This is a genomic window from Streptomyces sp. SCSIO 30461 (assembly GCF_037023745.1).
Classification (GTDB): Bacteria; Actinomycetota; Actinomycetes; order Streptomycetales; family Streptomycetaceae; genus Streptomyces.
Map to the genome: position 1 here is coordinate 4346247 of NZ_CP146101.1, position 26410 is coordinate 4372656.

Annotated in this window: 23 protein-coding genes and 1 pseudogene; 15 read left to right on the forward strand and 9 right to left on the reverse strand. The window is 70.2% G+C overall.

Annotation, left to right across the window (positions count from 1 at the left end; translation table 11 throughout):
- Positions 1-10: 10 nt before the first annotated feature.
- The 5 genes from V1460_RS19315 to V1460_RS19335 are packed head-to-tail and all read right to left on the reverse strand — an operon-like array spanning position 11 to position 3689.
- On the reverse strand, positions 11-916 hold the full coding sequence (locus tag V1460_RS19315; protein ID WP_338674894.1) for an amino acid ABC transporter permease: 906 nt from the start codon (positions 914-916) through the stop codon (positions 11-13).
- On the reverse strand, positions 913-1578 hold the full coding sequence (locus V1460_RS19320; protein WP_338674895.1) for an amino acid ABC transporter permease: 666 nt from the start codon (positions 1576-1578) through the stop codon (positions 913-915). Before V1460_RS19320 ends, V1460_RS19315 begins: the two co-directional genes overlap by 4 nt.
- 30 nt (positions 1579-1608) lie before the next feature.
- Positions 1609-2454, reverse strand: coding sequence for a glutamate ABC transporter substrate-binding protein (locus tag V1460_RS19325; RefSeq protein WP_338674896.1), 846 nt, complete (start codon positions 2452-2454; stop codon positions 1609-1611).
- 18 nt (positions 2455-2472) lie between these two features.
- A complete protein-coding gene (locus V1460_RS19330) occupies positions 2473-3240 on the reverse strand; it encodes an amino acid ABC transporter ATP-binding protein (protein ID WP_338674897.1) in 768 nt (255 codons plus the stop codon).
- Positions 3237-3689: a PAS domain-containing protein gene (locus V1460_RS19335; RefSeq protein WP_338674898.1), complete on the reverse strand. Its 453-nt coding sequence runs from the start codon at positions 3687-3689 to the stop codon at positions 3237-3239. The genes V1460_RS19330 and V1460_RS19335 overlap by 4 nt, the downstream gene beginning before the upstream one ends.
- 860 nt (positions 3690-4549) lie before the next feature.
- On the opposite strand from V1460_RS19335, the gene V1460_RS19340 reads away from it, so the two are divergent.
- From V1460_RS19340 to V1460_RS19375, 8 genes are all read left to right on the forward strand, one after another.
- Positions 4550-4879: a hypothetical protein gene (locus V1460_RS19340; protein WP_338674899.1), complete on the forward strand. Its 330-nt coding sequence runs from the start codon at positions 4550-4552 to the stop codon at positions 4877-4879.
- A 128-nt stretch (positions 4880-5007) separates the two neighbouring features.
- Positions 5008-6522, forward strand: coding sequence for a GT4 family glycosyltransferase PelF (pelF, locus tag V1460_RS19345; RefSeq protein ID WP_338674900.1), 1515 nt, complete (start codon positions 5008-5010; stop codon positions 6520-6522).
- Positions 6519-7901 (forward strand): hypothetical protein, encoded by a 1383-nt coding sequence (locus tag V1460_RS19350; protein WP_338674901.1) that lies wholly within the window; start codon positions 6519-6521, stop codon positions 7899-7901. Before pelF ends, V1460_RS19350 begins: the two co-directional genes overlap by 4 nt.
- Positions 7902-8089: 188 nt before the next feature.
- Positions 8090-9097 carry an SDR family NAD(P)-dependent oxidoreductase gene (locus V1460_RS19355; protein WP_338674902.1) on the forward strand — a complete coding sequence of 336 codons (1008 nt, stop codon included), beginning with the start codon at positions 8090-8092 and terminating at the stop codon, positions 9095-9097.
- A 94-nt stretch (positions 9098-9191) separates the two neighbouring features.
- Positions 9192-9905 (forward strand): sugar phosphate nucleotidyltransferase, encoded by a 714-nt coding sequence (locus V1460_RS19360; RefSeq protein WP_338674903.1) that lies wholly within the window; start codon positions 9192-9194, stop codon positions 9903-9905.
- A gap of 7 nt (positions 9906-9912) precedes the next feature.
- Positions 9913-10848: an NAD(P)-dependent oxidoreductase gene (locus V1460_RS19365; protein WP_338674904.1), complete on the forward strand. Its 936-nt coding sequence runs from the start codon at positions 9913-9915 to the stop codon at positions 10846-10848.
- Entirely contained in the window at positions 10845-11507 is a 663-nt protein-coding gene (locus V1460_RS19370; protein ID WP_338674905.1) for a spherulation-specific family 4 protein, read from the forward strand. Before V1460_RS19365 ends, V1460_RS19370 begins: the two co-directional genes overlap by 4 nt.
- Entirely contained in the window at positions 11504-12325 is an 822-nt protein-coding gene (locus V1460_RS19375) for an endo alpha-1,4 polygalactosaminidase (protein ID WP_338674906.1), read from the forward strand. The genes V1460_RS19370 and V1460_RS19375 overlap by 4 nt, the downstream gene beginning before the upstream one ends.
- Positions 12326-12356: 31 nt before the next feature.
- Here V1460_RS19375 and polX read toward each other — a convergent pair whose 3' ends face one another.
- Positions 12357-14078 (reverse strand): DNA polymerase/3'-5' exonuclease PolX, encoded by a 1722-nt coding sequence (polX, locus tag V1460_RS19380; RefSeq protein WP_338674907.1) that lies wholly within the window; start codon positions 14076-14078, stop codon positions 12357-12359.
- 118 nt (positions 14079-14196) lie between these two features.
- Between polX and V1460_RS19385 the strand changes: the two are divergent.
- Positions 14197-14457 (forward strand): annotated as a pseudogene (locus V1460_RS19385) (hypothetical protein); the annotation flags it as partial.
- A gap of 45 nt (positions 14458-14502) precedes the next feature.
- Positions 14503-15471, forward strand: a complete 969-nt coding sequence (locus V1460_RS19390; protein WP_338674908.1) for an alpha/beta hydrolase — start codon at positions 14503-14505, stop codon at positions 15469-15471.
- Positions 15472-15710: 239 nt separating this feature from the next.
- Here V1460_RS19390 and V1460_RS19395 read toward each other — a convergent pair whose 3' ends face one another.
- The 3 genes from V1460_RS19395 to V1460_RS19405 are packed head-to-tail and all read right to left on the reverse strand — an operon-like array spanning position 15711 to position 19290.
- The gene (locus tag V1460_RS19395; protein ID WP_338674909.1) at positions 15711-18011 is read right to left on the reverse strand and encodes an FtsX-like permease family protein; all 2301 of its coding nucleotides are present in this window, start codon (positions 18009-18011) and stop codon (positions 15711-15713) included.
- Positions 18012-18013: 2 nt separating this feature from the next.
- Complete coding sequence (locus V1460_RS19400; RefSeq protein WP_338674910.1) at positions 18014-18778, reverse strand: ABC transporter ATP-binding protein; 765 nt, start codon at positions 18776-18778, stop codon at positions 18014-18016.
- A complete protein-coding gene (locus V1460_RS19405) occupies positions 18775-19290 on the reverse strand; it encodes a PadR family transcriptional regulator (RefSeq protein ID WP_338674911.1) in 516 nt (171 codons plus the stop codon). The genes V1460_RS19400 and V1460_RS19405 overlap by 4 nt, the downstream gene beginning before the upstream one ends.
- Before the next feature lie 160 nt (positions 19291-19450).
- Between V1460_RS19405 and V1460_RS19410 the strand changes: the two genes are divergently transcribed.
- From V1460_RS19410 to V1460_RS19430, 5 genes are all read left to right on the forward strand, one after another.
- Positions 19451-20734: an ABC transporter substrate-binding protein gene (locus V1460_RS19410; RefSeq protein ID WP_338674912.1), complete on the forward strand. Its 1284-nt coding sequence runs from the start codon at positions 19451-19453 to the stop codon at positions 20732-20734.
- Between the two features lie 227 nt (positions 20735-20961).
- Complete coding sequence (locus V1460_RS19415; protein WP_338674913.1) at positions 20962-22641, forward strand: glycoside hydrolase family 13 protein; 1680 nt, start codon at positions 20962-20964, stop codon at positions 22639-22641.
- A 74-nt stretch (positions 22642-22715) separates the two neighbouring features.
- Entirely contained in the window at positions 22716-24038 is a 1323-nt protein-coding gene (locus V1460_RS19420; protein ID WP_338674914.1) for an ABC transporter substrate-binding protein, read from the forward strand.
- 5 nt (positions 24039-24043) lie between these two features.
- Positions 24044-25429: an ABC transporter permease subunit gene (locus V1460_RS19425; protein WP_338674915.1), complete on the forward strand. Its 1386-nt coding sequence runs from the start codon at positions 24044-24046 to the stop codon at positions 25427-25429.
- Positions 25426-26343, forward strand: a complete 918-nt coding sequence (locus V1460_RS19430; RefSeq protein WP_338674916.1) for a carbohydrate ABC transporter permease — start codon at positions 25426-25428, stop codon at positions 26341-26343. Before V1460_RS19425 ends, V1460_RS19430 begins: the two co-directional genes overlap by 4 nt.
- The last annotated feature ends 67 nt before the right edge of the window (positions 26344-26410 follow it).

Here is a 26410-nt window from a genome sequence, read left to right on the forward strand (position 1 = left end):
GACGGGACGGTCAGTGGCTCTCCCGCCGCGGGTCGACATGCTCGCCCGGCCGGGCGAACTCCGCGATCGCGTCGGCGCCCAACACCGCTCCGGTGGACTTCCTGCCGCGCCTCAGCCGTCGCTCCAGCCACCCCGCGAAGGCGGTCAGGGCGAAGTTCAGCACGATGAAGACGACGGCGACGACGGTGAAGCTCGCGATGGTGTTGGCGCCGTAGTTGGCGCTCATCGGCCGGACCGAAGCCAGCAGCTCGGAGAAGCCGAGCACGGCCCCCCCGAGTGCGGTGTCCTTCACGATGACCACCAGCTGGCTGACGATCGCGGGGAGCATGGCCGTCACCGACTGCGGCAGCAGCACATGGCGCATCGTCTGCCCCTTGCGCATGCCGATCGCCTTGGCCGCGTCCGTCTGGCCGGCGGGCAGGGACAGGATGCCCGCGCGCACGATCTCCGCGAGCACCGAGGCGTTGTAGAGCACCAGCCCGGTCACCACGGCGTACAGCGGGCGGTCGGCCGAACCGACGGCCGTGAACTCCGCGTACGCGGCGTTGGCGAACAGCATCAGGACCAGCACGGGGATGGCGCGAAAGAACTCCACGAACACCCCCGCGACGCGCCGTACCCAGCGGTGCTGCGACAGCCTGGCGACACCGAACAGCGCGCCGAGCGGCAGGGCGATCGCCATGGACAGGGTCGCGCCGACGAGGGTGTACTCCAGGCCGGGGATGATGTATGTCGTCCAGACCCGGGGATCGGTGAAGAACGGCGCCCACTTGGACCATTCCAGCTGCCCCTTGGCGGCGAGGCTCGACACCACCCACCACACCAGGGCCGCGAGTGCGACGAGGAAGACGGCCGTGTACACCATGTTGCGCCGCCGGGCGCGGGGACCGGGGGCGTCGTACAGGACGGACGTCATCGCCTCACCGCCACTTTTCCGGCCACCCAGCCGAGCAGCAGTCCCATGGGAAGCGTGAGGCAGATGAAACCGAACGCGAAGATGGCGGAGATCAGGATGAGCTGGGCTTCGTTCTCGATCATCTCCCGCATCAGCAGCGCGGCCTCGGCGACTCCGATGGCGGCGGCCACCGTCGTGTTCTTGGTCAGGGCGATCAGCACGTTCGCCAGTGGTCCGACCACTGAACGGAATGACTGCGGGAGCACGATGAGCCCGAGCACCTGGGGGAAGCTCAGGCCGATGGCCCGGGCCGCCTCCACCTGGCCGACGGGAACCGTGTTGATCCCGGACCGCAGCGCCTCGCAGACGAACGCGGCGGTGTAGGCGGTCAGCCCGAGTACGGCGAGCCGGAAGTTGATGCCCTCGAAGTCGTGCGCCCCCATCGTGACGCCCAGGGTCTGGAACAAGCCGAGTGAGGTGAACACGATGACGACGGTCAACGGGATGTTCCGCACGATGTTGACGTACGCGCCGCCGACCCCCCGCATCAGGGGCACCGGGCTGACCCGCATCGCCGCAAGTACGGTGCCCCAGACCAGGGCGCCCACGGCGGAGTAGACCGTGAGCCGGATCGTGGTCCAGAAGGCTCCGAGCAGGTCGTACCCCTCAAGGAAGTCGAACACGAACCACCGCCTTCCGCTGCGCCCGTGCCGTCAGCTCACGACGACGCCGATCTTCGGCGGAGGCTCGTTCCGGTATGCGGCGGGTCCGAAGTTCTTCTTCACATACGCTTCCCAGGTACCGTCCGCGACCATCTTCTCCAGGGCCGAGTTGATCTTGTTCTTGAGCTCGTCGTCGCCCTTCGGGACCCCGATGCCGTAGTTCTCGTCGCTCAGCTTGAAGCCGCCGAGCTTGAACTTCCCCTCGAACTGGTCCTGCGCGGCGTACCCGGCGAGGATCGAGTCATCGGTGGTCAGGGCGTCCACGGCCTTGTTCTCGAGTCCGGTGAGGCATTCCGAGTAGCCGCCGTACTCCTGGAGCTGGGCCTGCGGGGCGATCTTCGTCTTGATGTTCTGCGCCGATGTGGAGCCCGTGACGGAGCAGAGCTTCTTGTCGTTCAGATCGGACGGCTCGGTGATGGAGTCGTCGTCCGCGCGGACCAGGACGTCCTGGTGGGCCAGCAGGTACGGGCCGGCGAAGTCGACCTTCTTGCGGCGCTCGTCGTTGATGGAGTACGAGGCCGCGATGAAGTCCACGTCGCCGCGCTGGAGGAGCGTCTCGCGGTCGGCGCTCTTGGCCTCCTTCCACACGATCCGGTCGGGCTCGTAGCCCAGCTGCTTGGCGATGTACGTGGCCACGTCCACGTCGAAGCCGGTGTACTCGCCGTCCGGGGTCTTGAGCCCGATACCGGGCTGGTCGTACTTGATGCCGACCGTGATCGTGTCCTTGCCGCCTTCGGTCTGCCCCCCGCCGTCGCCGTTCGCACCGCAGCCCGCGACAGCGGCGGTCAGGGGCAGCAACAGCGCGGCGGTCGCCGCGGTGGCCTTGCGTAGCTTCATGGTTGTCGTCCCTGGTGCTCAGTGGTGGAGGATCTTCGACAGGAAGTCCTTGGCCCGGTCGCTGCGCGGATTGGTGAAGAACTCGTCGGGCGGTGCCTCTTCCACGATCCGCCCGTCCGCCATGAACACCACGCGGTTGGCGGCCGAACGGGCGAAGCCCATCTCATGAGTGACGACGACCATGGTCATTCCGTCCCGGGCGAGTTGTCGCATGACCTCGAGCACTTCGTTGATCATTTCCGGGTCCAGTGCGGAGGTGGGCTCGTCGAAGAGCATGATCTTGGGGTCCATCGCGAGCGCCCGGGCGATGGCGACGCGCTGCTGCTGGCCGCCGGACAGCTGGGCGGGGTACTTGTCCGCCTGGCCGGCGACACCGACCCGGTCGAGCAGCGAGCGTGCGTGTGCCTCGGCCTCGGTCCTGCCCTTCTTGCGGACCTTGAGCTGCCCGAGGGTGACGTTCTGGAGCACGGTCTTGTGGGCGAAGAGGTTGAAGGACTGGAACACCATGCCGACGTCGGCGCGCAACCGGGCCAGCTCCCTGCCCTCGGCCGGCAGGGGCCTGCCGTCGATGACGATCTCGCCTGAGTCGACGGTCTCCAGGCGGTTGATCGCGCGGCACAGGGTGGACTTGCCGGATCCGGACGGCCCGATGACCACGACGACTTCGCCGCGCTGAACGGTCAGGTCGATGTCCCGGAGCACATGGAGGGCGCCGAAGTGCTTGTTGACCTTGTTCAGCTCGACGAGCGCCCTGCCCGCGCGCGCGGCGGGGTGCTGCTCGCTCACGGTCGCTCCGCTCCTCGCCCGCCGGGCCGCCGGGGCGGCCCCTGCAGTTCCTGTTCCGTCCAGACGGTCTTGCCGCGACGGGCGGCAGCCGCACTGGCAGGCTCGTTGGGCAGGGTCCAGCAGCCGATGCGGTCGGGTCCGAGCACCCGGGTGCGGGCCAGCACGGGGCCTTCCGGGTCGCCGGTGCCGTGCAGCCGGCCCCGGTAGCGCAGGTCCCTGATCGGTTCACCGGTGCGGAGTACCTCGCGCACCCTTTCCTCGGTCTCCGCGTCGATCAGCCCGAGCTCCCGCCAGGTGCGGCCCTGCAGCGCGTTCGGGTCCAGGCCCCGGACTCCCGGCGCGGCGGAGTTGTACCGCACGACGCGCAGCCCGCGGTCCCTCACGTGCAGCCCGACCGGGGGCCGTGTGAAGGGCGCGTCGAGCACTGCCGCATCGAAGTCGGGATCCATGCCGTACGGGCCTCCTTGCCGTACGGCTTTTCGGTCGTACGGCGCGGGTGTGCGCACCTTGGCTTCCATTGAGCCGCGCCGGACGGGGGCGCGCACCCCGACGCGGGACCGACCGGGTGACCATCCGGCTGCTTCGCGGCCGAACGCGGAGCGATCACGTTCGGTGACGTCGCTCGACCGTGCGCATCCCCGAGTCGTGCGGCGGGCACCGGATCGTGGCGCGGCGGCAACCGGCACCGGTTGCCTGTACCTGGGTGGGACCACGGGCGAAGTACCGAGCACAGCGTCATGAACACGCCATTGCCGGAGGGCACCCACGGACCGATCACTCTCGCCCCAGAGGCCACTCAGAACTCTCACACCCCCACCGAAACTCCGTCTCGCCCGCCCCATCTGCCCCTCTTGACCAGGCCATACTTCCCGCCGCAGCCGCATCACCACCGAGCAGGCAGCGCCCCAGTCCCGCCGACCGCTTGAGGGGGCGCAGCCCGGATCACGTGCATCGCATTGACTGAAAATCATCAATTCACTATCGACCGCGTTGTCTGAACCACTGAAGGAAGTAAGCGTTTACCTGCTACGCCCGCTTGGTCCCGATGCGGAGCGGGTCGATACGATCACCTTCGTTTTTACGTCAACTTTCACGTTTGGCGCACAGACCCCACACAGAAGGCACCACTATGTGATCGACAGGGCATGGCGACTCCGCGCTCGGGGGAGGGCATCGTCGTCGTGCCGGGGGTTGGGCCGTGTTTGAGAGTTCCCGCCGGGTCGCGACATCCGGTGCTCAAACACGGCCTGGGGGGAGGGACTTCACCCGCATGAAGCGGAGCCGCTCTTCGCGGACCATACGCACGGCCATGCTCAGCACGGACGCGCTCATTCCCGCGCCCGGGTTGCCGTCGGCGCCCGTCCGGGCCGTGGTGCTGCCCGGCGCAGATCCGGTCCCGGCCGGAACCGGTACGACGACCGCGTGGATGGCGCACGAGACGGCATACGCCATCCCGCGGGCCGACGCACGCACCTGCGCCCAGGCGGGCCCGGGCCACGCCGTGGACGGCGGCCGTGCGAGACCGGCCGGCGGCATCGCCACCACGGTGGCCGCGGAGGGCGAGGCAGGTCCCTTCGGCCGTCTCGGCGGCGCCCTCGCCTTCGAGGGCAACGCGCCCGCATACGTCCAGCGCAGCTGAACCGACGGCCCGGTCCGCCGGGCCGCAACGGCACGTCGCGAGACAAGGGGTTCCGGGCGCCCCCGTGTGCCAGGAACACCCCGCTCGGCTCGCCTTCCGCACCACTCTTTCTGCCGTGGAGCTCATCCATGCACGTTCAGCACCGCGCGCCGCGTTCGGGCGCGGCGCGGGTCACCCTGCTCACCGAAGGCACCTATCCCCACAGCCATGGCGGAGTGAGTGTCTGGTGCGACCAACTCGTCGGCGGCATGCCCGACATCGACTTCGACGTGATCGCGGTGACCGGCACCGGCCGTGAATCGCTCGCCTGGGACCTCCCGGCACATGTGTCCGAGCCGGTGACGGTGCCCATGTGGGGACCGGCGCCGACGGGTGCGCCACCGCGTGGGCGGAGTGAGCGCCGGCTGATGGCCTCGTACGAGAGATTCCTTACCGCCGTTCTCGACCCGTCCGCGGAGCACGAGTTCGCCCCCGCGCTGTACGAGCTGGCACATGCCGCCCGGGACGGGCGGCTGAGTCCCGCCCTGCGCGGTGACCGCGCCCTGCGGATCCTCACCGGGGTGTGGAACCGTAGAGGCCTGACCGTATGCGAGGCCCGTCCCACCTTGCACGACGCCGTCACCGCCACCAGCCTGCTCGAACACGCCCTACGGCCGCTCAGCGCATCGCCGCCGGAGCTCGGTGTCGCCCACGCGGTCAGCGGGGGCGTCGCGGTGCTTCCGGGGCTGGCGGCCAAGGAACTGCACGGCGTACCACTGCTGCTGACGGAGCACGGGGTGTATCTGCGGGAGCGCTATCTGGGCTACCGCACGGGGCCGTACCGCTGGCCGGTGAAGGCGGTGCTGCTCGGCTTCTTCCGGCTGCTGGCCGAGGAGACCTACCGTCAGGCAGCACTGATCACCCCCGGCAACCGCTACAACCGGCTCTGGGAGGAGGAGGGCGGCGCCGACCCGCAGCTGATCCGCACGGTCTACAACGGGGTCGATCCCGCGGCCTTCCCGCCCGCGGGCCCGGAGCCGCAGAGCCCCACGCTCAGCTGGGCCGGCCGGGTCGACCCGATCAAGGATCTGGAGACCCTGATCAGAGCGTTCGCCCAGGTCCGGGAGGTCGTTCCGGAAGCCGCACTGCGGCTGTTCGGCGGTACACCGCGCGGCGGTGAGGCATACCGGGAGCGGTGCGAGGCGCTGGCCGCCTCCCTCGGCCAGGGTGACGCGGTCACCTTCGAGGGCCGGGTGGAGGACATCCGGGACGCCTATGCGGCAGGCAGCGTGGTGATGCTCTCCAGTATCAGTGAGGGATTCCCCTTCACCCTGATCGAGGCCATGTCCTGCGGCCGGGCGACCGTGTCCACCGATGTGGGCGGGGTGCGGGAGGCCGTGGGGGACGCCGGGCTCGTGGTACCGCCGCGCGACCCGGCGGCAATGGCCGCCGCCGCGTTGGAGTTGCTTGCCGACCCGGTGCGGCGCGCTGCCATGGGTGAGGCGGCCCGGCTGCGGGTCATCGAGCAGTTCACGCTCCGTCAGACCATCCGCACCTTCCGCTCCATCTATCTGGAGCTGTCCGTACGCGGCATGTTCCAGCTCGCCGACCCGTGGGGCGCGGACCTCGACGACACGGTGATGCTGAGGAGCGTGGCCGGATGAGCGGGCCTCTGGCACTCGAATCCCAAGACGGCCGTGACGACACACTGACCCTGCGGCTGAGCGCCGCGCCCGAGCGTACGCTCGCCCCGCGCACGCCGAGGGCTCCCGACGACCCGGTGGACCGGTTGGCGGCCGACATGGCCGATCAGATAGGACCCGCCGTGCATGCCTGGGAGGTGGCCGCCCTCCTGGAGTCGGAGGGGCTGACGGGAGAACAGATCCGGGAGCGCTACCGCCATCAGGGGCTGTTCTCGCTCGCCAGGGATCTCTACGGGCGGGTGCCACGCAGTTTTCCCGAGCCCGCGCGTGGTCCTGATCCCTGGGCACCGGACCATGTCCGGTGCGCCCTGCGCGGCATGCTGTTCGCGCTGCCGGGTCTCGCGTACGTGCTGACCGGGCGGCTGTGGCAGGGCGAGCGGGGCGTGTTCGCCCTGATCGCCGCGGGGCTGCTGTCCTGGGCCTGGGGGCAGGCGCTCAGTCACCGGGCGTATCTGCGACTGGTGGTGGGACGGCGGGAGGCGGGGCGGACACTGTTGCTCGGCGCCCCGGCAGGTGCGTTGATCTCCTCGGCCGCGGCGGTGGCCGTGGCCGGTCCTGGGCCGGCGACGCTGTTCGCCGTGGGCCAGTCGCTGTATCTCGCGGCGGCCGGGGTCCTGCTGGTGTGCGGCAGGGAACGGATACTGCTCGCCACACTCACTCCACTGCTCGCGGGCACCGCTGTGCTGCCGTGGTGGGAGCCGGGTGGCGCCCTGCGCATCGCCCTGCCGACGCTCACGGCGCTGCTGTCCCTCGCCGTCGCCGGGCACTGCGTGCGGGGGATGCTGCGGACCGAGGCCGTGCCGGGTGAGCGCGGAGCCGGGCCGCGGATCGTCGCATCCCTTCCGTACGGGGTGTTCGGACTGGCCGCCGGGACACTGGTCGTTCTCGTGGGCCGGAACGGCGCGCTCGCCGTGGTGGCGCTGACCGTGAGTATGGGACCCGCCGAATGGCTGCTGTACCGCTACCGGGGTCTGGCGCTCGCGGCACTGCGGGCGACCGCGGACGAGACCGGCTTCCGGCTGCGGTCCGCGGGGACGCTCACCGCCTGCCTCGGCGGCTATCTCATCCCGCTGGTACCGGCCGCGCTGATGACGAGCGCGTCGCCCTGGCCCGTGGTCGCCGTGGCGGCCCTGCTGTGGACCGCGCTGCTCCTCCAGGCGTTCGGCATCGCCTGGATTCCGGCCGTCGTCAGTGCCGGCGCGGCGTCAGCGGCAATGCTCGCGGCGGCCGCGGCAGGACCACCGGACTCCGCTGTCCTGCTGCTCTGCACCGCAACCGCCGCGCTGCTCCTCACCGCGAGCGTGCTGTGGCTGCTGGGGCGCCCCACCGCACACGCCTGACCCCCGCCCATCGGCGCGGGCGCACGACCACACCCCCGATCCACTACGCATCGCACACGGACGATCACCCGAAGGCACCGCTCACGAGAGCGGCCAAGCAAGACCAGGCAACACCAAGCAAAGACCCGGACCGACCCGAACCGACCCGGATCGGTCCGGGGACGTCCCAGGAAAGGGAAAGACACATCGTGACCTCGACCTCAGCGCCTCTGGCCGCCGTCACCGGAGCCGAGGGCTTCATCGGCTCCCATCTGACCGAGACCTTGGTGGCCGCCGGCTACCGGGTCCGCGCCATGGCCCAGTACAACTCCTTCTCCTCCTACGGCTGGCTGGAGACTCTGCCGTCCGAGGTGCTCGACGAGGTGGAGATCGTCCTCGGCGACGTCCGCGACCCCGGTTCCGTGCGCGGACTCGTCCAGGGCGCCGACGCGGTCTACCACCTTGCGGCACTGATCGCGATCCCGTACTCGTACCAGGCACCGCACAGTTACGTGGACACCAATGTCACGGGCACGCTCAACGTGCTGGAAGCGGTGCGGGCGCTGGACATCCCCCGGCTGGTGCACACCTCCACCAGTGAGACCTACGGGACCGCGCAGACCGTGCCGATCACCGAGGACCACCCCATCAACACCCAGTCCCCGTACGCCGCGTCGAAGGCGGGCGGGGACCGGCTCGCGGACAGCTACCACGCCAGCTTCGAGACCCCCGTGGTCACCCTGCGCCCCTTCAACACCTTCGGTCCCCGGCAGTCCATGCGGGCGGTGATCCCGACGGTCATCGGCCAGGTGGCGGCGGGAGCCAGGACGCTCACCCTCGGCGATCTGCGGCCGACCCGGGACTTCACCTTCGTCAAGGACACCGCGCGCGCCTTCCTGTCCGTGGGCACCGCTCCGGCGGAGGCGGTGGTGGGCAGGACCTTCAACGCCGGTACCGGCGGCGAGATCTCGGTGGGCGACCTGGTCCGGCTGATCGGCAAGGTGATGGACACCGACCTCGACGTGCAGGAGGACGCACAGCGCATCCGGCCCCCCGCCTCCGAGGTGATGCGCCTGGTCGCCGACGCCTCCCGGCTGCGCGAGGCGACGGGTTGGGCACCGGAACACGACCTGGAGCAGGGGCTCCTGAAGACCGTCGAGTTCTTCCGCGACCCCGCCAACCTCGCCCGCTACAAGACCGACATCTACAACATCTGACCGCGGACCGCCCGAGAACCGCCCGGAAACACACCGAACTGGACCCTCACCACCCCATGTTCCATTCAACCTCCGTACCCGCAGGGGGCTCCTCATGCACGCAGTGATTCTCGCCGGAGGCAAGGGCATCCGGCTGCGCCCTTACACCACCGCGCTTCCCAAGCCGCTCGTCCCGATCGGCGACCAGCACGCGATTCTGGAGATCGTCCTCAGGCAGCTCGCCGCCTGCGGCTTCACCAGCTGCACCATCGCGGTCGGCCATCTCGGGCAGATCATCCGCGCCTACGTCGGCAGCGGCTCGCGCTGGGGGCTGACGATCGACTACGCGATCGAGGAGAGCCCACTGGGCACCATGGGACCGCTGCTGACCATGCGGGACCGGCTGCCCGAATCGTTCCTGGTGATGAACGGGGACGTCCTCACCGACCTCGACTACGCCGACGTACTGCGGCGGCACATGTCGTCCGAAGCCGCACTGACCATCGCCACCTACGCCCGCAAGGTCCACATCGACTTCGGTGTGCTGACCACGGACGACGACCGTGTGGTGGGCTTCCGCGAGAAGCCCAGCATGGACTACCGGGTCTCCATGGGCGTGTACGGGGTCTCCCTCGGCACCCTCGACGGATACACCCCGGGGCTGCCGCTCGGCTTCGACGAGTTGGTGCTCGACCTGCTCAAGCACGGCAACCCCCCGCACGCCTACGAGTTCGACGGCTACTGGCTGGACATCGGACGCCCGGACGACTACGACCGTGCCAACGCCGAATTCACCACGCACCAGTCCCTGTTGCTCAAGGGAGCCTGAACGTTCCATGCGCATCATCATCCTGGGCTTCACCGGGTATCTGGGCGGACACATCACCGGGCAGTTGCGTGCGCTGGGAGGCGTCCGGCTGTTCGGCGGTGGTCGGTCACCGGCCGCCGAACTGCGCGTCGACCTCGCCACGGCCGACGCGGGACGGCTGGCCGAAGTGCTTTCCGACTTCGCACCCGACGCGGTCGTCAACTGCGCGGGTGCCGTCGGCGGCGACTCGGTGAGGCTCGCGGAAGTCAACGTCCGGGGCCCGGCCGTGCTGTGCGCGGCACTGCGGGAGGCAGCGCCGGGGGCCCGCCTGGTGCATCTGGGCTCAGCCGCCGAGTACGGGCCCACCGAACACGGGGTACGGGTGGCGGAGACCGCACCCGCCGCACCGGTGGGCCCCTACGGGGCCACCAAGCTCGCGGGGACCCTGACCGTGGCCTCGTCCGGTCTCGACGCGGTGGTACTGCGGGTGGGCAACCCGGTCGGCCCCGGAGCCCCTCCGACCAGCCTGCCAGGTGGCACCGTCGAGCGGATCCTGAAGGCGGGCGACGGTCCCGGGGCGGTGGTCCGGTTCGGCGATCTTTCGGCGTACCGGGACTTCATCGACGTGCGGGATCTGGCGCGGGCGGTCGCGCTGGCCGCCACCGCCAAGGGGCCGCTACCCCGGGTGCTCAACGTGAGCGGCGGACAGGCCGTTCCGATCCGCGACCTGGTGCACGGTCTGATGGCAGAGGCCGGTTTCCCCGGCCGAGCCGAGGAGGCTGCGGTGCCCGGCTCGACCCGCTCGGCCGGGGTGGGCTGGCAGTGCTCCGACATCACCGCGGCGTTCGAGTCACTGAGCTGGGAGCCGAGGCACCGGCTCGCGGACTCGCTGTCCGCGCTCTGGCAGTCGGTGTCACCGACGTCGTCGGTGACACCGAGGCCGAGAACGGACTCGCGTACATGAGCCTGCTGGTGCCGCTCTATGTGCACCCCTCCGAGGACCCGGACGCCTGGCGACTGCTGGTGTCGGCCGCCGACCGGATCTATGGCGTGGTGCTCAACACCGCCAGTGGGCCGGGCACTTCGCCCGACCCGGCGTTCGTCTCCGCCGCCCGCGCTCTGCGGGCGGCGGGGACCCGCGTCCTCGGCTACGTCGACCTGGACTACGGGGTACGACCCGATGACGAAGTGCTCCACGACATCGACCGGTACCGCGAGTGGTACGACGCCGACGGCTGCTTCTTAGACCAGGTGCCGGCCGACAGCTCCGCACTGTCCGGTTGCCGCCGCCTGGTGCGGGCGGCGCGGCAGCGGGGATCGGCGACCGTCGTGCTCAACCACGGTGTGCATCCCGCGCCGGGCTACGCGCGGATCGCGGATCTGCTCGTGACCTTCGAGGGCCCCTGGAACGTGTACCTGTCGTCGTTCACCCTTCCCCGGTGGACGTCCCGCCATCCGCCGGAACGGTTCTGCCATCTGGTCTACGAGGTCCCGCCCGCGCTGGCCCGGGTCGCCGGGAAGGCGGCATCCGAGCGTGGTGCGGCAGTGTCGTGCGCCGTCACGGATACGCTGCCCAATCCATGGCTCGCCCCGCCTCTCGCACTGTTCGAGGAAACCGCGTGACAGTTCGTACCCCACTGGATCGCAGATCCCGGTCCGCCGTACTGCTCGCCTTCGTCGGCCTGCTGCTGCTCGCGGGCTGCACAGCGGACCCGGTCCCGCGCCCTGGACCGGACCGTCCGCGTTGGGTGCCCGGACCAGGTACGCCCTGGCAGTGGCAGCTGAGCGGCGTGCTCGACCCCACGGCCGCCGACGCGCCCGTGTACGACATCGACGGCTTCGAGAGCACCGCTGATGATGTGGCCCGCCTGCACCGGGACGGCCGGAAGGTCATCTGCTACATCAACGCAGGCTCGTGGGAGGACTTCCGGCCCGACGCAGCCGACTACCCCGCTGCCGTGCGAGGCAAGTCGAACGGCTGGCCTGGCGAGCGCTGGCTCGACATCCGCAGGCTGGCCGTGCTCCGCCCGCTGCTCGAACGGCGCTTCGACATGTGTCGCGACAAGGGCTTCGACGCGGTCGAGCCGGACCTCATGGACGGGTACCTGAACGACACGGGCTTTCCGCTGACGGCGGAGCACCAACTGGCGTTCAACCGGATGCTCGCGCACCTCGCCCATGAGCGCGGAATGTCGGTGGGACTGAAGAACGACTTGCCGCAGATCCCCGCACTGGTGCGGGACTTCGACTTCGCAGTCAACGAGGAGTGCGCCCAGTACGGTGAGTGCGCGCTGCTCACCCCGTTCGTCAAGGCGGGGAAGGCGGTATTCCACGTCGAGTACGCCCTGTCCACGGACGAGTTCTGCGCCGAGGCACGCCGTCTCGGCCTGTCGTCCATGCGCAAGAGGCTGGAGCTGGACGCCTGGCGTGACCCCTGCTGACCGCCTCAACGGCGTCGGCGGCGGCCGCCGGTCAGTCAGCTGGGCGCAGGAATCGGCGGAGCCGGGTGAGCGACCAGGTGTTGACGATGTCGTCCTTGGTCAGCCAGCCGCGCTGTGCCGTGGCCACCCCATAGCGCATGTAGGGCAGGTGCGTGGTGGAGTGGGAGTCCGAGTTCACCGCGAACGCCACCCCGTACCGCTTGGCACGCAGGATGTCCTCATCGCACAGGTCGAGGCGCTCGGGGTGGGCGTTGATCTCCAGGGCGGTGCCGGTCCTGGCGCAGGCCGCGAAGACCGCGTCGAAGTCGGCGTCGATGCCGGGGCGTTTGCCGATGCGGCGGGTGGTGGGGTGTCCGATGATCGCGACATACGGATTCTCACAGGCGCGGATCAGGCGGCGGGTGAGCGCCTCCCGGCTCTGGTTGAAGTGCGAGTGGATGGAGGCGACGCAGATGTCGAATCCGGCGAGGAACTCGTCGGGCCAGTCGACGCCCCCGTCCGGTGCGATGTTGAGTTCGGTGCCGTGCAGCAGCCGCATTCCCTTGTGCTTGCGGTCGAGCGCGCGGACCTGCTCGCGCTGGGCGAGCATCTTCTCCTTGGTCATGCGCTGCATGGCGAGGTCAGGTGCGTGGTCGGTGACGGCGTAATAGGAATAGCCGCGTCCGGCGGCTGCGGCGACCATGTCCGCCAGCGAGGCAAGGCCGTCGGTGAGGTCGGTGTGGGTGTGCAGATCCCCGCGGATGTCCTTCTCGGTGACCAGCTCAGGCAGTTCGCCGCGCAGCCCGGCCGCGATCTCACCCCGGTCCTCGCGCAGGGTGGGCGGGATCCAGGGCAGCCCGAGGCGTTCGTAGATCTCCTCCTCGGTCCTGGAGACGACCCTCTTCCCGCTCTCGGCGTCGAAGAGTCCGTACTCGGAGAGTTTCAGCCCGAGGCGGACGGCGATCTCGCGGGTGCGGATATTGTGCGCCTTGGAACCGGTGAAGTACTGGAGGCCGCCGCCCCAGGAGTCGGGCGGCAGCACCCGCAGATCGACCTGGAGGCCCCTGGTGGTACGGATGGACGTCTTCTTCTCGCCGTGTGCAATGACCTCCGCGGTGTACGGGAGGCGTCTGAGGGCCTCCATGAACGGCGCCGACTTCTTGGCGGCGACGAGGATGTCGATGTCACCGATGGTCTCGCGCATCCGGCGCAGCGACCCGGCGTAGGCGCAGCCCTCGCAGCCCTTGATCTCCGAAAGGGCGGCAACGATCTGCTCGGCAGAGTCCATCGCGGCGTTGAGAAGGATTCTGCTTCCGGCCCTCTGCATCAGGGCGATGCCGTGCAGGAGGTTCTCCTCGGTCTTCTCGCCGAAGCCCTTGAGTTCCCTGAGGCGCTCCTGGTGGATGGCGTCGAGGAGTTGGTCGACTGAGGCGACCTCCAGTTCCCGATAGAGGAGCAGGGCCCTCTTGGGTCCGAGCATGGGGATGGCCATCAGTTCCCGGACCCCGGCCGGGATGGACTGCCTGCGCTCCTCGACGACGGCGATCCGGCCGGTCGTCAGGTACTCGGTGACCTTGTCGGCGATCGACTTGCCGACGTTGGGGATCTCCTTCAGTCCCTTGGCGTCGAGTGCGGCGACATCGGTGTGGTAGCCACCGATGGCGCGGGCGGCCTTCTCGTAGGAGCGAGCCCGAAAGGCGTCACCGCCCGTGATGGCGATGAGGTCGGCGTACTCCTGGAGCAGCGCTTCGATCTCCTCGTTGGCCTTGGGCATGGTTCCAGCGTCACATGAGGTCCGGCGGCATGCGCTGAGCGGCGTGGCCCTGGAACACGCGGTCCTGCGGTGTCCGCCGGGTGGGAGACACGAGCGCGATCCCGAGCGTTGTCGCCGGATCACCGAGCTCCGCGAGACATCGTTCCGGTCCGAGCGCTCACTCGCCGAACAGCGGGCGGCGGTACCGGGAATGCCTGGGGAGCAGCCTGCGAAGGCGATGGTCACGATATCGATCTGCGCGACCCGGAGGATCACGCGGCGGGCAACCACTGGAGTGACGAGCAGGGGAATCCCGAGCGCAGTATCGGACCGGGTCGGGGTAATGGTGTCGGTCGGCAAGCCTGATGGCCGTGATGCGGGCGGGTACGGCCCGGCCTAGCCTCGAATGAGTGGTCCGTTCGGGGGAATCGAGAGAGAAGAGCCGATGTCAACCGCCTACATGTCCAGCTCGCCGGTGCTAGAGCCCGAGGCGTCGGAGCTCGCGGCGGCGACCAGCAACCACCCGTTCCTCTTCGAGATGCCTCCGGCGGAAGGCCGAAAGACCGTCGACGACGTGCAGTCGGGCGAGATCCCCATGCCTGCGGTCGACGAGGAGTGGATCACGGTACACAGCGGCCCGACCGGCTCGGTGCGTGCCCGTATCGTCAGACCGGCCGGCGCCACCGGGAGCATCCCCGTGATCCTTTACATCCATGGCGCGGGGTGGGTGTTCGGTGACGCACACACCCATGACCGGCTGGTGCGGGAACTCGCCACCGGGGTGGGCGCCGCCGTCGTCTTCCCCGAGTACGACCGCTCGCCGGAGGCCCACTACCCGATCGCGATCGAGCAGAACTACGCCGTCGCGCGATGGGTGGTCTCCGACGGCGCGAACAAGGACCTGGACGCATCCCGGATGGCCGTCGCGGGCGATTCGGTGGGCGGGAACATGGCGATCGCGCTGACCCTGATGGCGAAGGAGCGCGGGGACGTCTCCCTGGTGCAGCAGGTGCTCTTCTACCCGGTGACCGACGCGAACTTCGACACCCCCTCGTACCACCAGTTCGCCGAGGGCTATTCCCTGCGGCGCGACGGGATGCAGTGGTTCTGGGACCAGTACACGACCGACGAACGTGAACGCGCCCAGATCACCGCGTCGCCGCTGCGTGCGTCGCTGGACGAGCTCGCGGGGCTGCCTCCGGCGCTGGTGATCACCGGTGAGGCGGATGTGCTGCGCGACGAGGGCGAGGCCTACGCGAACAAACTGCGCCAGGCCGGCGTGCCGGTGACCTCCACGCGCTACCAGGGCATCATCCATGACTTCGTCATGCTGAACGCGCTGCGCTCGACCCAGGCCGCGAAGGCGGCGATCGCGCAGGCCACGACGGCACTCAGGGAAGCGCTGCACCCTTGACATCCTCTCCCCTCTGACATCCTCTCCCCTCGGCAACGGGGGAGGTTCCCTCGTCACCGCGCCGGGGATCGCGCATCTGGAACGCGGGCCGTGGGGTGTGCGCGACGACTGTGGGCGATCGTGTGGTCGGCCGGCGGCACGAGCGGCCGGCTACGGCCGTGAACACCTGGTCCAGGTCCTCTGGGCCGTCGCTCGGCCACGCGTCGCTGCCCGCACCCAGGACCCCGCGAAGGCGGCCGTCAGGCGACACCGGTCACCGTGTCCACCAGTCGGCGGCGCGACGCGCGGGCCGCGGGGAGCAGAGCGAGAGCGACCGCGCCGAGAACCGCAGCCGCCGCGACCGACACCGGCAGGGCCGGTGAGGATGCGTGCGCGATGCCCGACCCGATGCCGCTGGAGCGGCCCTCCGCGTCGATGAGCCATCCGGCGAGCGGCACGCCCAGTGCCGTACCCACCACCGCTGCGGCCAGCGCGGTGAAGCCGACGGCGGTCACCGTGACCGCCGTGATCTGGCGCGGTGACAGGCCGATCGCCTTGAGCGCGAGGAGGTCGCGCTCGCCTTCGCGCACCGTGCCGCCGATCGCCGTCGACACCTCGGTGAGCCCGATCAGGGCCAGCACGACGATCAGCCCGAGCACGACGCCGCGCATCGCCGACAGTCGGTCGGCGGGGCTGATGACCTCGTGGATGTCGAGCCTCCCCCCGGAGGCTTCGGAGAGTGCGGTGCGCACCTCGCCGGCGTCCGCGCCCGGATGCAGGCGCACCTGGTAGAGCGTGGCCCGCAGGGTGGGGTCGTTCTCGCGGAGGGTGTCCAGTGAGGTGGAGACGGTACGGCCGCCGTTCTCCGGTTCGATGCTGCGTCCGACGATGTGCAGCACCTGGGGGTGGCCGGCGACCGTGATCCTCACCCAGTCGCCGACCCGCACGTCGAGGAGGTCCAGCAGTCCCTGTCCGGCGACGGCCTCGTCGGGTCCTGTGGGGATCCGGCCCTCGACGACGGAGTAAGGGTAGGGCTGATCGCGGGTGCCGAAGCCGCGTAGCGCGATGGTGCCGGTCTGGCCGGGTGCCAGCGCGGCGACCTCGACCCCGGGGTGGGCCGCCGCGACCCGGGGCTCGCGCTCGATGAGGGCTTCCGTCTCGGCGTCGCCGACGCCCTTGTCTGCACGGACGGTGAGCGCGGCGGCGACACCGAGTTCCTGTGGGTCGCTGTCGAACCGGTCGAGTGTGGTCCATGCGCCGAGCGCGACCGTGATCAACAGCAGCGGCAGTGCGAGCCGGGCCACTGTCGCCGGTGTGTGCCGGCCGCGCGCGAAAGCCCGGTGGAAACCGAGCACCAGCGCCGGGGGTACCCGTAGGCCCAGCGCGCGGCGGCCCGGGCCGGTGAGCCCGCCCCGGGCGCCAGGTGCGGCGGACACTCCGGGCACCGGGGGCACGCGTCCGGCACGCCAGGCGGCGAGTGCGGTGGTGGCGCCGATGAACAGCACGGCCCCCGCGGGCACGGCCGGGAGCACCGCGGTGTGGGCGGGCAGCCCCTGCCAGACACCGACCGCTTCCCCGAGCCTGCCGGGGATACGGCTGCCGAGTGCCCCGATGAGAGCGGTGGCGACGACGGCACCGAGCACGGCGTACGCCAGGTGCTGGACCAGGAAGACGCGCACCACCTGGCCGGGGGTGAATCCGATGGCCTTGAGGATGGAGATGTCGCGTAGGTGCCCGCGCACCCGGGTGCTGATCGCTCCATGGACGGCGAGGGCGGCGGCGAGCAGGGCGCCGAGTCCGAAGAGCCCCAGCACCTGCCCGAGCAGCCGGGTGTCGCCCTGGGCCTCGGCGCGCGCCTGTCGCCAGTCGGAGACGTCCTTGACGGCTCCCGCGCCGATGCGGGTGACGGCGCGCTGGACGGCGTAGTCGGTGTCGTCGGGGTCGGCAAGGAGCAGGCCGACGACCTGGCCCGGGCGGTCCCCGGCAGCTGCGGCGCCCACGGCACCGGCGTGCGCCCATGCGGTGCCTGCCCGCTCGCCGGGGCGGTACCGGGGCTCGGCGGTGTCGGCGATGCCGACGACGGTGAGGGTCCGCCCTGACCCGGGCAGGGTGAGGGCGTCGCCGGGGGCGGCGACCAAGGCGCGGGCGAGACTGCTCTCCAGGACCACACCGTCCGGGCTCCCGGCGGTCAGCCAGTGTCCCGTGGTGAGCAGGGGTCGGCCGGTGGCGGGCGGTTCGGTGCCGGCTCCGCGCAGTTCGACGGTGGCCCGTGCGCCCCGGGACTCCACCGTGGTGTGCGCGGTGCGGTAGGGGCCCGCGACGGCGTCGACGCCGTCGAGTGCGGTGAGTGCGCTCGTATCGGCGTCCGGGCCGGTGTGGATCCAGACATGGGCCCCGCGGGACTGGGTGAACACCCGCTGCCAGGGGTTGGTGGCATAGCCGAAGAGCGCGGCGGCCAGCAGCAGCGCGGCGACGATCCCGGCGGTGGCCGAGACGATGAACAGCGCCTCGCCCCGGTGTGTGCGCAGATCGGCGTGTGCCCAGCGTAGTGTGGCCCGCACGCTCAGTCCTTCAGTTCGAGGACGCCGGACAGTCCGCCGCCCCTGGACGGTGTGCCGCCGAGTTCGGCGTCGTCGGCTATGCGCCCGTCGAAGAAGCTGATGACGCGGTCGGCGGCGCTGGCCAGCCGGGCGTCATGGGTGACCAGCAGGATCGTCTGACCGCGCTGGTGGAAGCGGGACAGCAGCCGCATCACCTCGCGGGTGGCCTTGCTGTCCAGGCTGCCCGCCGGCTCGTCGGCGAGCAGCAGCCGCGGGTGGTTGACGAGGGCGCGGGCGAGGGCGACCCGCTGCTGCTCACCGCCGGACAGCTCGCCCGGCATGCTGCGTGCCTTGCCCTCCAGGCCCAGTTCGGCCAGCAGTTCCTCACGCTCGGCGCGGGCCTGCCTGGGACGGGTGCCGGCGAGCAGCGCGGGCAGTTCCACGTTGTCGGCGACGGTCAGGTTGGACACCAGGTTGAAGAACTGGAAGACGATCCCGATCCGCCGCCGGCGCTCCATCGCCCAGCGGGCCTCGCTGTAGGAGTCGGTGCGTTCCCCGTCGAGCCAGATACTGCCGCTGTCCGGCTGCTGGAGTCCGCCGAGCAGGTGCAGCAGGGTCGACTTTCCCGCCCCGGACGGACCGGTGACGGCCACGAACTCGCCATGGCGTACGGAGAGGTCCACACCCCGTACGGCATGCGCCGGGGCGCCTTCGCCGCGGTGCGTCTTGACCAGGCCCGCGGCCCGCAGCAGGGGGGTGGTCGGGGCGGGGTCCGCTGTGTCGCTCATTCCAGCCCTTCCAGCTCCTCCTGGCAGCGCTCCAGCCAGTCGAGGTCGGCTTGGAGGTGCAGCATGGCTCCCTCGATCAGCAGGTGCGCTATGCGGTTGTCCCGGTTCTCGGTGGCGGACAGCTTGGACAGATTGCGCATGGTGTTGAGGTACTCACGGCGCTGCCTGTTGATGAGGGCGATCTGGTCGGCGAGTCCCGTCCGGGGCGCGAGGGCGAGTTTCATGAAGAACTCGTCCCGCACCCGTGGCTCGTCCGCCGTCTCCTCGAACCAGGCGCGCAGCGCCTCCGTCCCGGCTTCGGTGAGGCGGTAGATCCTCTTGTTGGGCCTGCTCGACTGGGCGACGTCCTCGCCCTCGATGAGCCCCGACTTCTCCAGCCGGCCGAGGGTGACGTAGATCTGGCCGACGTTCGGCTGAGGGTACGCGGAGCCCAGCAGTTGCTCAAGGTCCTGCTTGAGCTCATAGCCATGGGCCGGTCCCCGGGAGAGCAGTGCCAGGAGAGGCAGGCGCACGCGTCCTTCCTCCCTCGTACTGTTGTCCCGCGCTTCCCGATCGCCATACCGGTCGGCATGCGATGTCCGCCCTAGTATCGCGCATGCCTAACGGGTATACATGCCGTTGACCGGGCGAGGAAGCCCGGACCCGGGTACGCCGAGGTACAGGGAGGAACCTATGCGGTGGATACGTGCCGCCGGTAGGGGTCTCCTGATCGCGGCGGTGGTGATCGCGGGCTGTGTGTCGTCGGACGCCGGTCCCGGCGGATCGCCCCCGGAGGGTGCCGGCGGCAGCGGGCGCGGGCCGGTGACCCTGGCGACCGCCGGTGTGCTCACCGGTTATCTGGCGCCCCTGCTGGAGGACTGGAACCGGGGGCATCCGGACGAGAGGGTCACGCTGGTGGAGCTGCCGGACTCGGCGGACGAGACTCGTGCCCAGATGGCCACCGAACTGCGCTCGGGCGCGGGCCGGTTCGACATCCTCAACATCGACGTCGCCTGGACCTCCGAGTTCGCCGCTGCGGGCTGGATCACCCCGCTGAAGCGCGGACGCTTCCCGCTGGACAGCTTCCTGCCGCCGGTCGTGGACACGGGGACGTACGAGGGCAGGCTGTACGCGGTCCCGTATGTCACGGACGCGGGGATGCTCTACTACCGCAAGGACATACTCGACCGGGAGGGCGAGCAACCACCGGACAGCTGGGCGGAGTTGGAGCGGCAGGCCAGGACCATCGCCCCGCGCTACGGCATCGGCGGCTACGCGGGCCAGTTCCTCCCGTACGAGGGGCTCACCGTCAACGCGACCGAGGCGGTCTACTCGGCGGGCGGCACGGTGCTCGGCGGCGACGGCCGGGTGACCCTGGACTCCCCCGCGGCCCGTGCCGGCATCGGATTCCTCGCCCGCGGAGTGCGTGACGGCTGGATCCCGAAGGAAGCACTCGGCTACAAGGAGGAGGAGTCCCGGCATGCCTTCCAGGACGGCCGGCTGCTCTTCCTCCGCAACTGGCCGTACGCCTACGCGGGGGCATCCGGACCCGGCTCTCGCGTCGCGGGGAAGTTCGGCGCCGTGCCACTGCCGGGGCCCGACGGGACGGGTACGAGCGTGCTCGGCGGGTCCAATCTCGCGGTCGGCACCGGTACCCGCCATCCCGAGACCGCCGGTGATCTGATCGCGTACCTCACCAGCGCCCCGGTGCAGCGGAAGGTGCTGGCAGACGGCGCGCTGCCGCCGGTGCGGGCGGACCTCTACCAGGACCCGGCTCTCATACGCGAGTTCCCCTATCTGCCGGCACTGCGCAAGAGCGTGCTGGCGGCGGCTCCGCGCCCGAAGAGCCCGCGGTACGAGCAGGTGAGCCTGGCCGTGCAAGCGGTGGTGCATGACGTGATGGCGCAGCACCAGGCGCCGGACGCCGCCGTGCGCAGGCTGAGCGGCGAGCTGGCCGCGATCGCCCGACGTGACTGACCCTCGGGCACTGGTTAACCGTTAGGTATTCGATCACCCCCTCACACCCTCTTTCAGGGCGGAGAAACGCGGACATTACACCCAACTCGCCGGTACAGCTCTGCACAAACCGTTGACACCCTCTTGGCATTTCTACTTAACATGAATGCATAACCGATGGCCTTCGACGCTGGGCCACGGATGCTCCTTCATGAAGCAACCTTCGTGCAGAAACAGGTCCACGGGTGATGCTCAAAGCCCCGGCCGGCGACGGCCTCTCGCAGCACGGCGCACACCGCCACACACCGCACCACTGGTGGCGGGACGCGGTGATCTACCAGGTCTACGTCCGCAGCTTCCTCGACAGCACCGGCGACGGGATCGGCGATCTGGCCGGAGTGCGCGCCGGATTGCCGTACCTCAAGAAGCTGGGTGTCGACGGGATCTGGCTGAGCCCCTTCTACCCCTCACCTCAGCACGACCACGGCTATGACGTCGCCGACTACTGCGATGTCGATCCGGTGTTCGGCGATCTCACCGAGTTCGGGCTGCTGGTCGATGACGCACACCGACTCGGTCTGAAGGTGCTGCTCGACATCGTCCCCAACCACTGCTCAAGCGAGCACGAGTGGTTCCGCGCGGCCCTCGCATCGGGGCCGGGGAGCGAGGCACGAGCCCGGTTCCACTTCGCCGAGGGACGCGGCCCCGGCGGCGACGTACCGCCGAACAACTGGCACGCGATGTTCGGCGGGCCCGCCTGGAGCAGGGTCACCGAACCCGACGGAAGCTCCGGGCAGTGGTACCTCCACATGTTCACGCCCGAGCAGCCCGACCTGAACTGGCGCGCCCCGGAGACGGCCGCGTACTTCGAGTACGTCCTGCGGTTCTGGCTGGACCGCGGGGTGGACGGCTTCCGTATCGATGTCGCCGCCGGGCTCTACAAGCACCCCGAACTGCCGGACTCCCCCGACCCGGAGGCCGACGCCCGCACCCGTGACTCCGTCAACCCGCTGGCGTGGAACCAGCCCGAGGTGCACGAGGTGTGGCGCCACTGGCGGTCCGTGTGCGAGCAGTACACCCTGCGGGACGGGCGCGAGCGGCTGCTGGTGGGCGAGGTCTCGGTGCCCACCGCGCGGGAGCACGCCCGGTATGTACGCCCGGACGAACTACACCAGGCATTCTTCTTCGATCTGCTCTCGGCTCCCTGGGACGCGGAGGTATTCCGCAAGGTGATCACCGAGGCGATGCAGGACATCGCCGGCACCGGCTCCACGGTCACCTGGGTGCTCAACAACCACGACCAGGTGCGCACCGTGACCAGGTACGGGGAGTCCGGCACCGAGGGCAGCGGCCTTGGCACGGCCCGGGCGAGGGCGGCCGCGCTGCTGATGCTGGCGCTGCCCGGGGCGGCCTACGTCTACCAGGGCGAGGAGCTCGGGCTGCCCGAGGTGGTCGATCTGCCGGACGAGGTCCTCACCGACCCGATCTTCCGGCGTACGGGCAGCCGGGCCCGGATCCGCGACGGCTGCCGGGTGCCGCTGCCGTGGTCCGGACATGCCTCGCCCTTCGGCTTCACCTCGGGTGCGGAGGGCGCCAAGCCCTGGCTGCCGCAACCCGGCTGGTTCGCCGCACACGCCACCGACCGGGCGGTCGCCGACACGCGTTCGTTCTGGCACCTCTACCGCGACGGGCTGCAACTGCGCAGGGGCCTGCCGCAGCTCGGCGAGGGGACCATGCGCTGGCTGGAGCCGGCGCCCGGGGTACTCGCCTTCGTCCGCGGCGACGGGCTGGTCTGCGCCGTCAACTTCGGCACCGCCCCCGTGCCCGCGCCCGTGTCCGGTTCCCCGCTGCTCTCCAGCGAGCCCTGCCCGAACGGCGTACTGCCCGGATCCACAGCCGCCTGGTGGACCGGCGACGGCAGTCCCTGACCCCCCGTCCCCTTGTCGTTCGCACCCGCAACTCCTTTTCCCTTCACCGCCCTTGTCACCAAGGAGACCCTGTCATGAAGCGACGCCTCATACTCGCGGGTTGCACCGCGCTTACCCTGGCACTCGGCGCCACCGCCTGCGGTGGTGGTCCCGTCACCACAGCGAGCGGCGGTGGCAAGTCGCTGAACGGGCAGACCCTCACCGTCGCGGGCGTCTGGTCCGGCGCCGAGCAGAAGAACTTCCAGAAGGTGCTCGACGCCTTCAGCGCCAAGACCGGGGCCAAGACCCAGTTCGTCTCGACCGGCGACAACGTCTCCACCGTGGTGGGCAGCAAGATCGAAGGCGGCAACGCCCCCGACGTGGTGATGGTGCCGCAGGTCGGCGTGCTCCAGCAGTTCGCGAAGAACGGCTGGCTCACCCCGCTCTCCGCGACCGCGGAGAAGTCCGTCGACGCCAACTTCGCCACGGTGTGGAAGCACTACGGAAGCGTCCAGAACAAGCCGTACGGGGTGTACTTCAAGGCCGCGCACAAGTCCACCGTCTGGTACAGCCCGGAGGCGCTGGACCAGGCCGGGGTCACACCGCCCAGGACCTACGCGGAGCTTCTCAAGGCCGGGCAGGCGGTGTCCGACTCGGGGCTCGCGGCGTTCGCGGTCGCCGGTGAGGACGGCTGGACCCTCACCGACTGGTTCGAGAACATCTACCTCTCCCAGGCGGGACCCCAGATGTACGACCGGCTCGCCGGGCACGCCGTACCGTGGACCGATCCGAGTGTGGTCAAGGCCCTCACCACACTCGGCAGGCTGTTCGCCGACAAGCAGCTGATCGCGGGCGGCCAGAAGGGCGCCCTGAGCACGGACTTCCCCGGATCCGTGGAGAAGGTCTTCGGGCCCGAGCCCGAGGCCGGGATGGTCTACGAGGGTGACTTCGTCGCCGGTGTGGCCAAGGACCAGTTCGGCCGGAAGATCGGCGAGGACGCCGCCTTCTTCCCCTTCCCCTCGGTCGACGGCGGCGACGCGCCCGTGGTCAGCGGTGGTGACGCCGCGGTCGCCCTGGAGGACGGCAAGAACAAGAAGGCGGCCATGGCCTTCGTCGAGTACCTGGCGACGCCGGAGGCGGCGGCCGTGTGGGCCGAGGCGGGTGGCTTCCTGTCCCCCAACAAGGCGCTGGACCTCAAGTCGTACGGCGACGACACCACCCGGCGGACGGCCGAGTCACTGGTCGGCGCGGGGGACTCCGTCCGCTTCGACATGTCCGACCAGGCGCCCGCGGCGTTCGGCGGCACCAAGGGCGCGGGCGAGTGGAAGCTGCTCCAGGACTTCCTGCGCGACCCGTCGGATCCGAAGGGCACGGCGGCGAAGCTGGAGGCAGCGGCGGCCAAGGCGTACCAGGGCTGACCGGCATGATGACCACCAAAGCCCCCGCACCCGCGGCGGGCCCCGCGACGGGGCCCGCCGGGGCCGCGGAATCCCGGCGCAACCCCCGCCGGCGCGCCCGCCGCCGCGGGCGGGTCATCGCCGCGGCGTTCGTGCTGCCCGCGCTGCTGCTGCTCGGCGCGCTCGTCGTCTATCCCGTGCTGTTCTCCGTGGGACGGAGCTTCTTCGACGCCGGTGGCACGCGATTCGTCGGCGGTGGGAACTACGCTGAGATGTTCCGCGACCCCGCCACCCTCAAGGCCGTCCGCAACAGCGCCATCTGGGTCGTCGTCGCCCCCACCCTGCTCACCGGGCTCGGCCTGATCCTGGCCGTGCTGGTCGAGAAGGTCCGCTGGGCCACGGCGTTCAAGCTGCTGCTGTTCATGCCCATGGCGGTGTCCTTCCTCGCCGCGGGCATCATCTTCCGGCTCGCGTACGAGGAGGACCCCGACAAGGGTGTGCTGAACGCCGCCGTCGTGGGGGTGCACGACGCCGTCGAGGGTTCCTCCCCGTATCCGACCGCCCGCGCCCGGGACGGTCAGGGGCTGACGAGGGGACCCGACGGCTCGTACTCCACGTCGGACACGACGTCCCCGGGCGGGCGGACCCTCACCCTCGGCCTGGTCGGTGTGGCGCCGAAGGAACTGCCTGCCGGTGCGGCGCACGCACGCCCGGCGGCGGGCCTCTCGGCAGGGCCCGGTGAACTGCTGGGCGTGGTCTATCTGGACTTCGCTCCGGGGGGCGGCGGGAAGCAGGGCGCGGTGGACGCCGAGGAGAGCGGACTGCCGGAGATGACGGTCGAGGCCGTACACGACGGGCGTCCGGTCGCCACCGCCACCACCGCGTCCGACGGCTCCTTCCGCTTCCCGGGTCTGACGGCCGGTTCGTACACCGTGCGGCTGCCGGCACAGAACTTCGCCCCGCCCTACGAGGGCGTGTCCTGGCTCGGGCCCGCGCTGGTCACCCCGGCGATCATCGGGGCGTACCTGTGGATCTGGACCGGCTTCGCAATGGTGCTCATCGGCGCGGGCCTGTCCGCCCTGCCGCGTGACACCCTCGAAGCCGCCCGGATGGACGGTGCCAACGAGTGGCAGGTGTTCCGCAGGATCACCGTGCCGCTGCTCGCCCCGATCCTGACCGTGGTCTTCGTGACCCTGGTGATCAATGTGATGAAGGTCTTCGACCTCGTCTACATCATCGCCCCCGGTCCCGTGCAGGAGGACGCCACCGTACTGGCCACCCAGATGTGGCTGGTGTCCTTCGGCGGCGGCAACAACCAGGGGCTCGGCAGTGCGCTGGGCGTGCTGCTCCTCCTGCTCGTGATCCCGGCCATGGTCTTCAACGTCCGCCGCTTCCGCAGGAGCCAGTCATGAGCGCCGCCGTCACCGAACCGACCGTCGCGAAGGGCTCGCCGCCGACCGGCCGCCGTACGGCCCACAGACGCCCGGGGAGCAGGCTGGGGAGGTGGCTCGGCAACGGAGTGGTGCAGGCGTTCCTCACCGTCGTCGGTTTCGTGTGGATCACTCCGCTGGCGGGTCTGCTGCTCTCCTCGCTGCGCTCGGCGCAGGACAACGCGGGCAGCGGCTGGTGGACCGCGCTGACCTCGCCCGGGCAGTTGTCGTTCGAGAACTACTCCGCGCTGCTGGGCAACGCGGGCATGACCCGGGCCTTCTGGAACACCGTCATGATCTCGGTGCCCACGACGGCCCTGGTCATCGTGATCGCGGCGCTGGCGGGCTATGCCTTCGCCTGGCTGGACTTCCCGGGCCGGGACTGGCTGTTCCTGCTGGTGGTGGCGATGTTGGTAGTGCCCGTCCAGGTGGGGCTGCTGCCGGTGGCCAAGCTCTTCGGCCAGTTGGGGCTGTTCGGCACCATCCCGGGTGTGGTGCTCTTCCATGTCGCCTACGGGCTACCGTTCGCCATCTTCCTGTTGCGCAACTACTTCGCCGACATCCCACGCGAGATGCTGGAGGCCGCGCGGATGGACGGCGGCGGCGAGTGGCGGATCTTCACTCGGCTGGTGCTGCCGGTGGGCCGTCCGGCGATCGCGAGCCTCGCCATCTTCCAGTTCCTGTGGGTGTGGAACGACATGCTGGTGGCACTGCTCTTCGCGGACAGCTCGTCCCAGCCGCTCACCGTGGAGCTCCAGTCACAGGTGAGGCAGTTCGGAAGCAATATCGACGTGCTTGCGCCCGGCGCATTCCTCTCACTGACCGTGCCCGTGGTGGTCTTCTTCGCCTTCCAGCGGCACTTCGTGCAGGGGGTGATGGCGGGTTCGGTCAAGTAACCGCACCGGGCGGTGGCAGCCGTCCGCCCCGTCGGTGCCTCACGGGGGTGGGCACGGGCGGGGCGGA

Coding starts and splice junctions, on each gene's coding strand:
- V1460_RS19315 (WP_338674894.1), bottom strand. CDS start 916: ATGACGTCCGTCCTGTACGACGCCCCCGGTCCCCGCGCCCGGCGGCGC.
- V1460_RS19325 (WP_338674896.1), bottom strand. CDS start 2,454: ATGAAGCTACGCAAGGCCACCGCGGCGACCGCCGCGCTGTTGCTGCCC.
- V1460_RS19335 (WP_338674898.1), bottom strand. CDS start 3,689: ATGGATCCCGACTTCGATGCGGCAGTGCTCGACGCGCCCTTCACACGG.
- V1460_RS19340 (WP_338674899.1), top strand. CDS start 4,550: ATGCTCAGCACGGACGCGCTCATTCCCGCGCCCGGGTTGCCGTCGGCG.
- pelF (WP_338674900.1), top strand. CDS start 5,008: ATGCACGTTCAGCACCGCGCGCCGCGTTCGGGCGCGGCGCGGGTCACC.
- V1460_RS19350 (WP_338674901.1), top strand. CDS start 6,519: ATGAGCGGGCCTCTGGCACTCGAATCCCAAGACGGCCGTGACGACACA.
- V1460_RS19360 (WP_338674903.1), top strand. CDS start 9,192: ATGCACGCAGTGATTCTCGCCGGAGGCAAGGGCATCCGGCTGCGCCCT.
- V1460_RS19365 (WP_338674904.1), top strand. CDS start 9,913: ATGCGCATCATCATCCTGGGCTTCACCGGGTATCTGGGCGGACACATC.
- V1460_RS19370 (WP_338674905.1), top strand. CDS start 10,845: ATGAGCCTGCTGGTGCCGCTCTATGTGCACCCCTCCGAGGACCCGGAC.
- polX (WP_338674907.1), bottom strand. CDS start 14,078: ATGCCCAAGGCCAACGAGGAGATCGAAGCGCTGCTCCAGGAGTACGCC.
- V1460_RS19390 (WP_338674908.1), top strand. CDS start 14,503: ATGTCAACCGCCTACATGTCCAGCTCGCCGGTGCTAGAGCCCGAGGCG.
- V1460_RS19400 (WP_338674910.1), bottom strand. CDS start 18,778: ATGAGCGACACAGCGGACCCCGCCCCGACCACCCCCCTGCTGCGGGCC.
- V1460_RS19410 (WP_338674912.1), top strand. CDS start 19,451: ATGCGGTGGATACGTGCCGCCGGTAGGGGTCTCCTGATCGCGGCGGTG.
- V1460_RS19415 (WP_338674913.1), top strand. CDS start 20,962: ATGCTCAAAGCCCCGGCCGGCGACGGCCTCTCGCAGCACGGCGCACAC.
- V1460_RS19420 (WP_338674914.1), top strand. CDS start 22,716: ATGAAGCGACGCCTCATACTCGCGGGTTGCACCGCGCTTACCCTGGCA.
- V1460_RS19425 (WP_338674915.1), top strand. CDS start 24,044: ATGATGACCACCAAAGCCCCCGCACCCGCGGCGGGCCCCGCGACGGGG.
- V1460_RS19430 (WP_338674916.1), top strand. CDS start 25,426: ATGAGCGCCGCCGTCACCGAACCGACCGTCGCGAAGGGCTCGCCGCCG.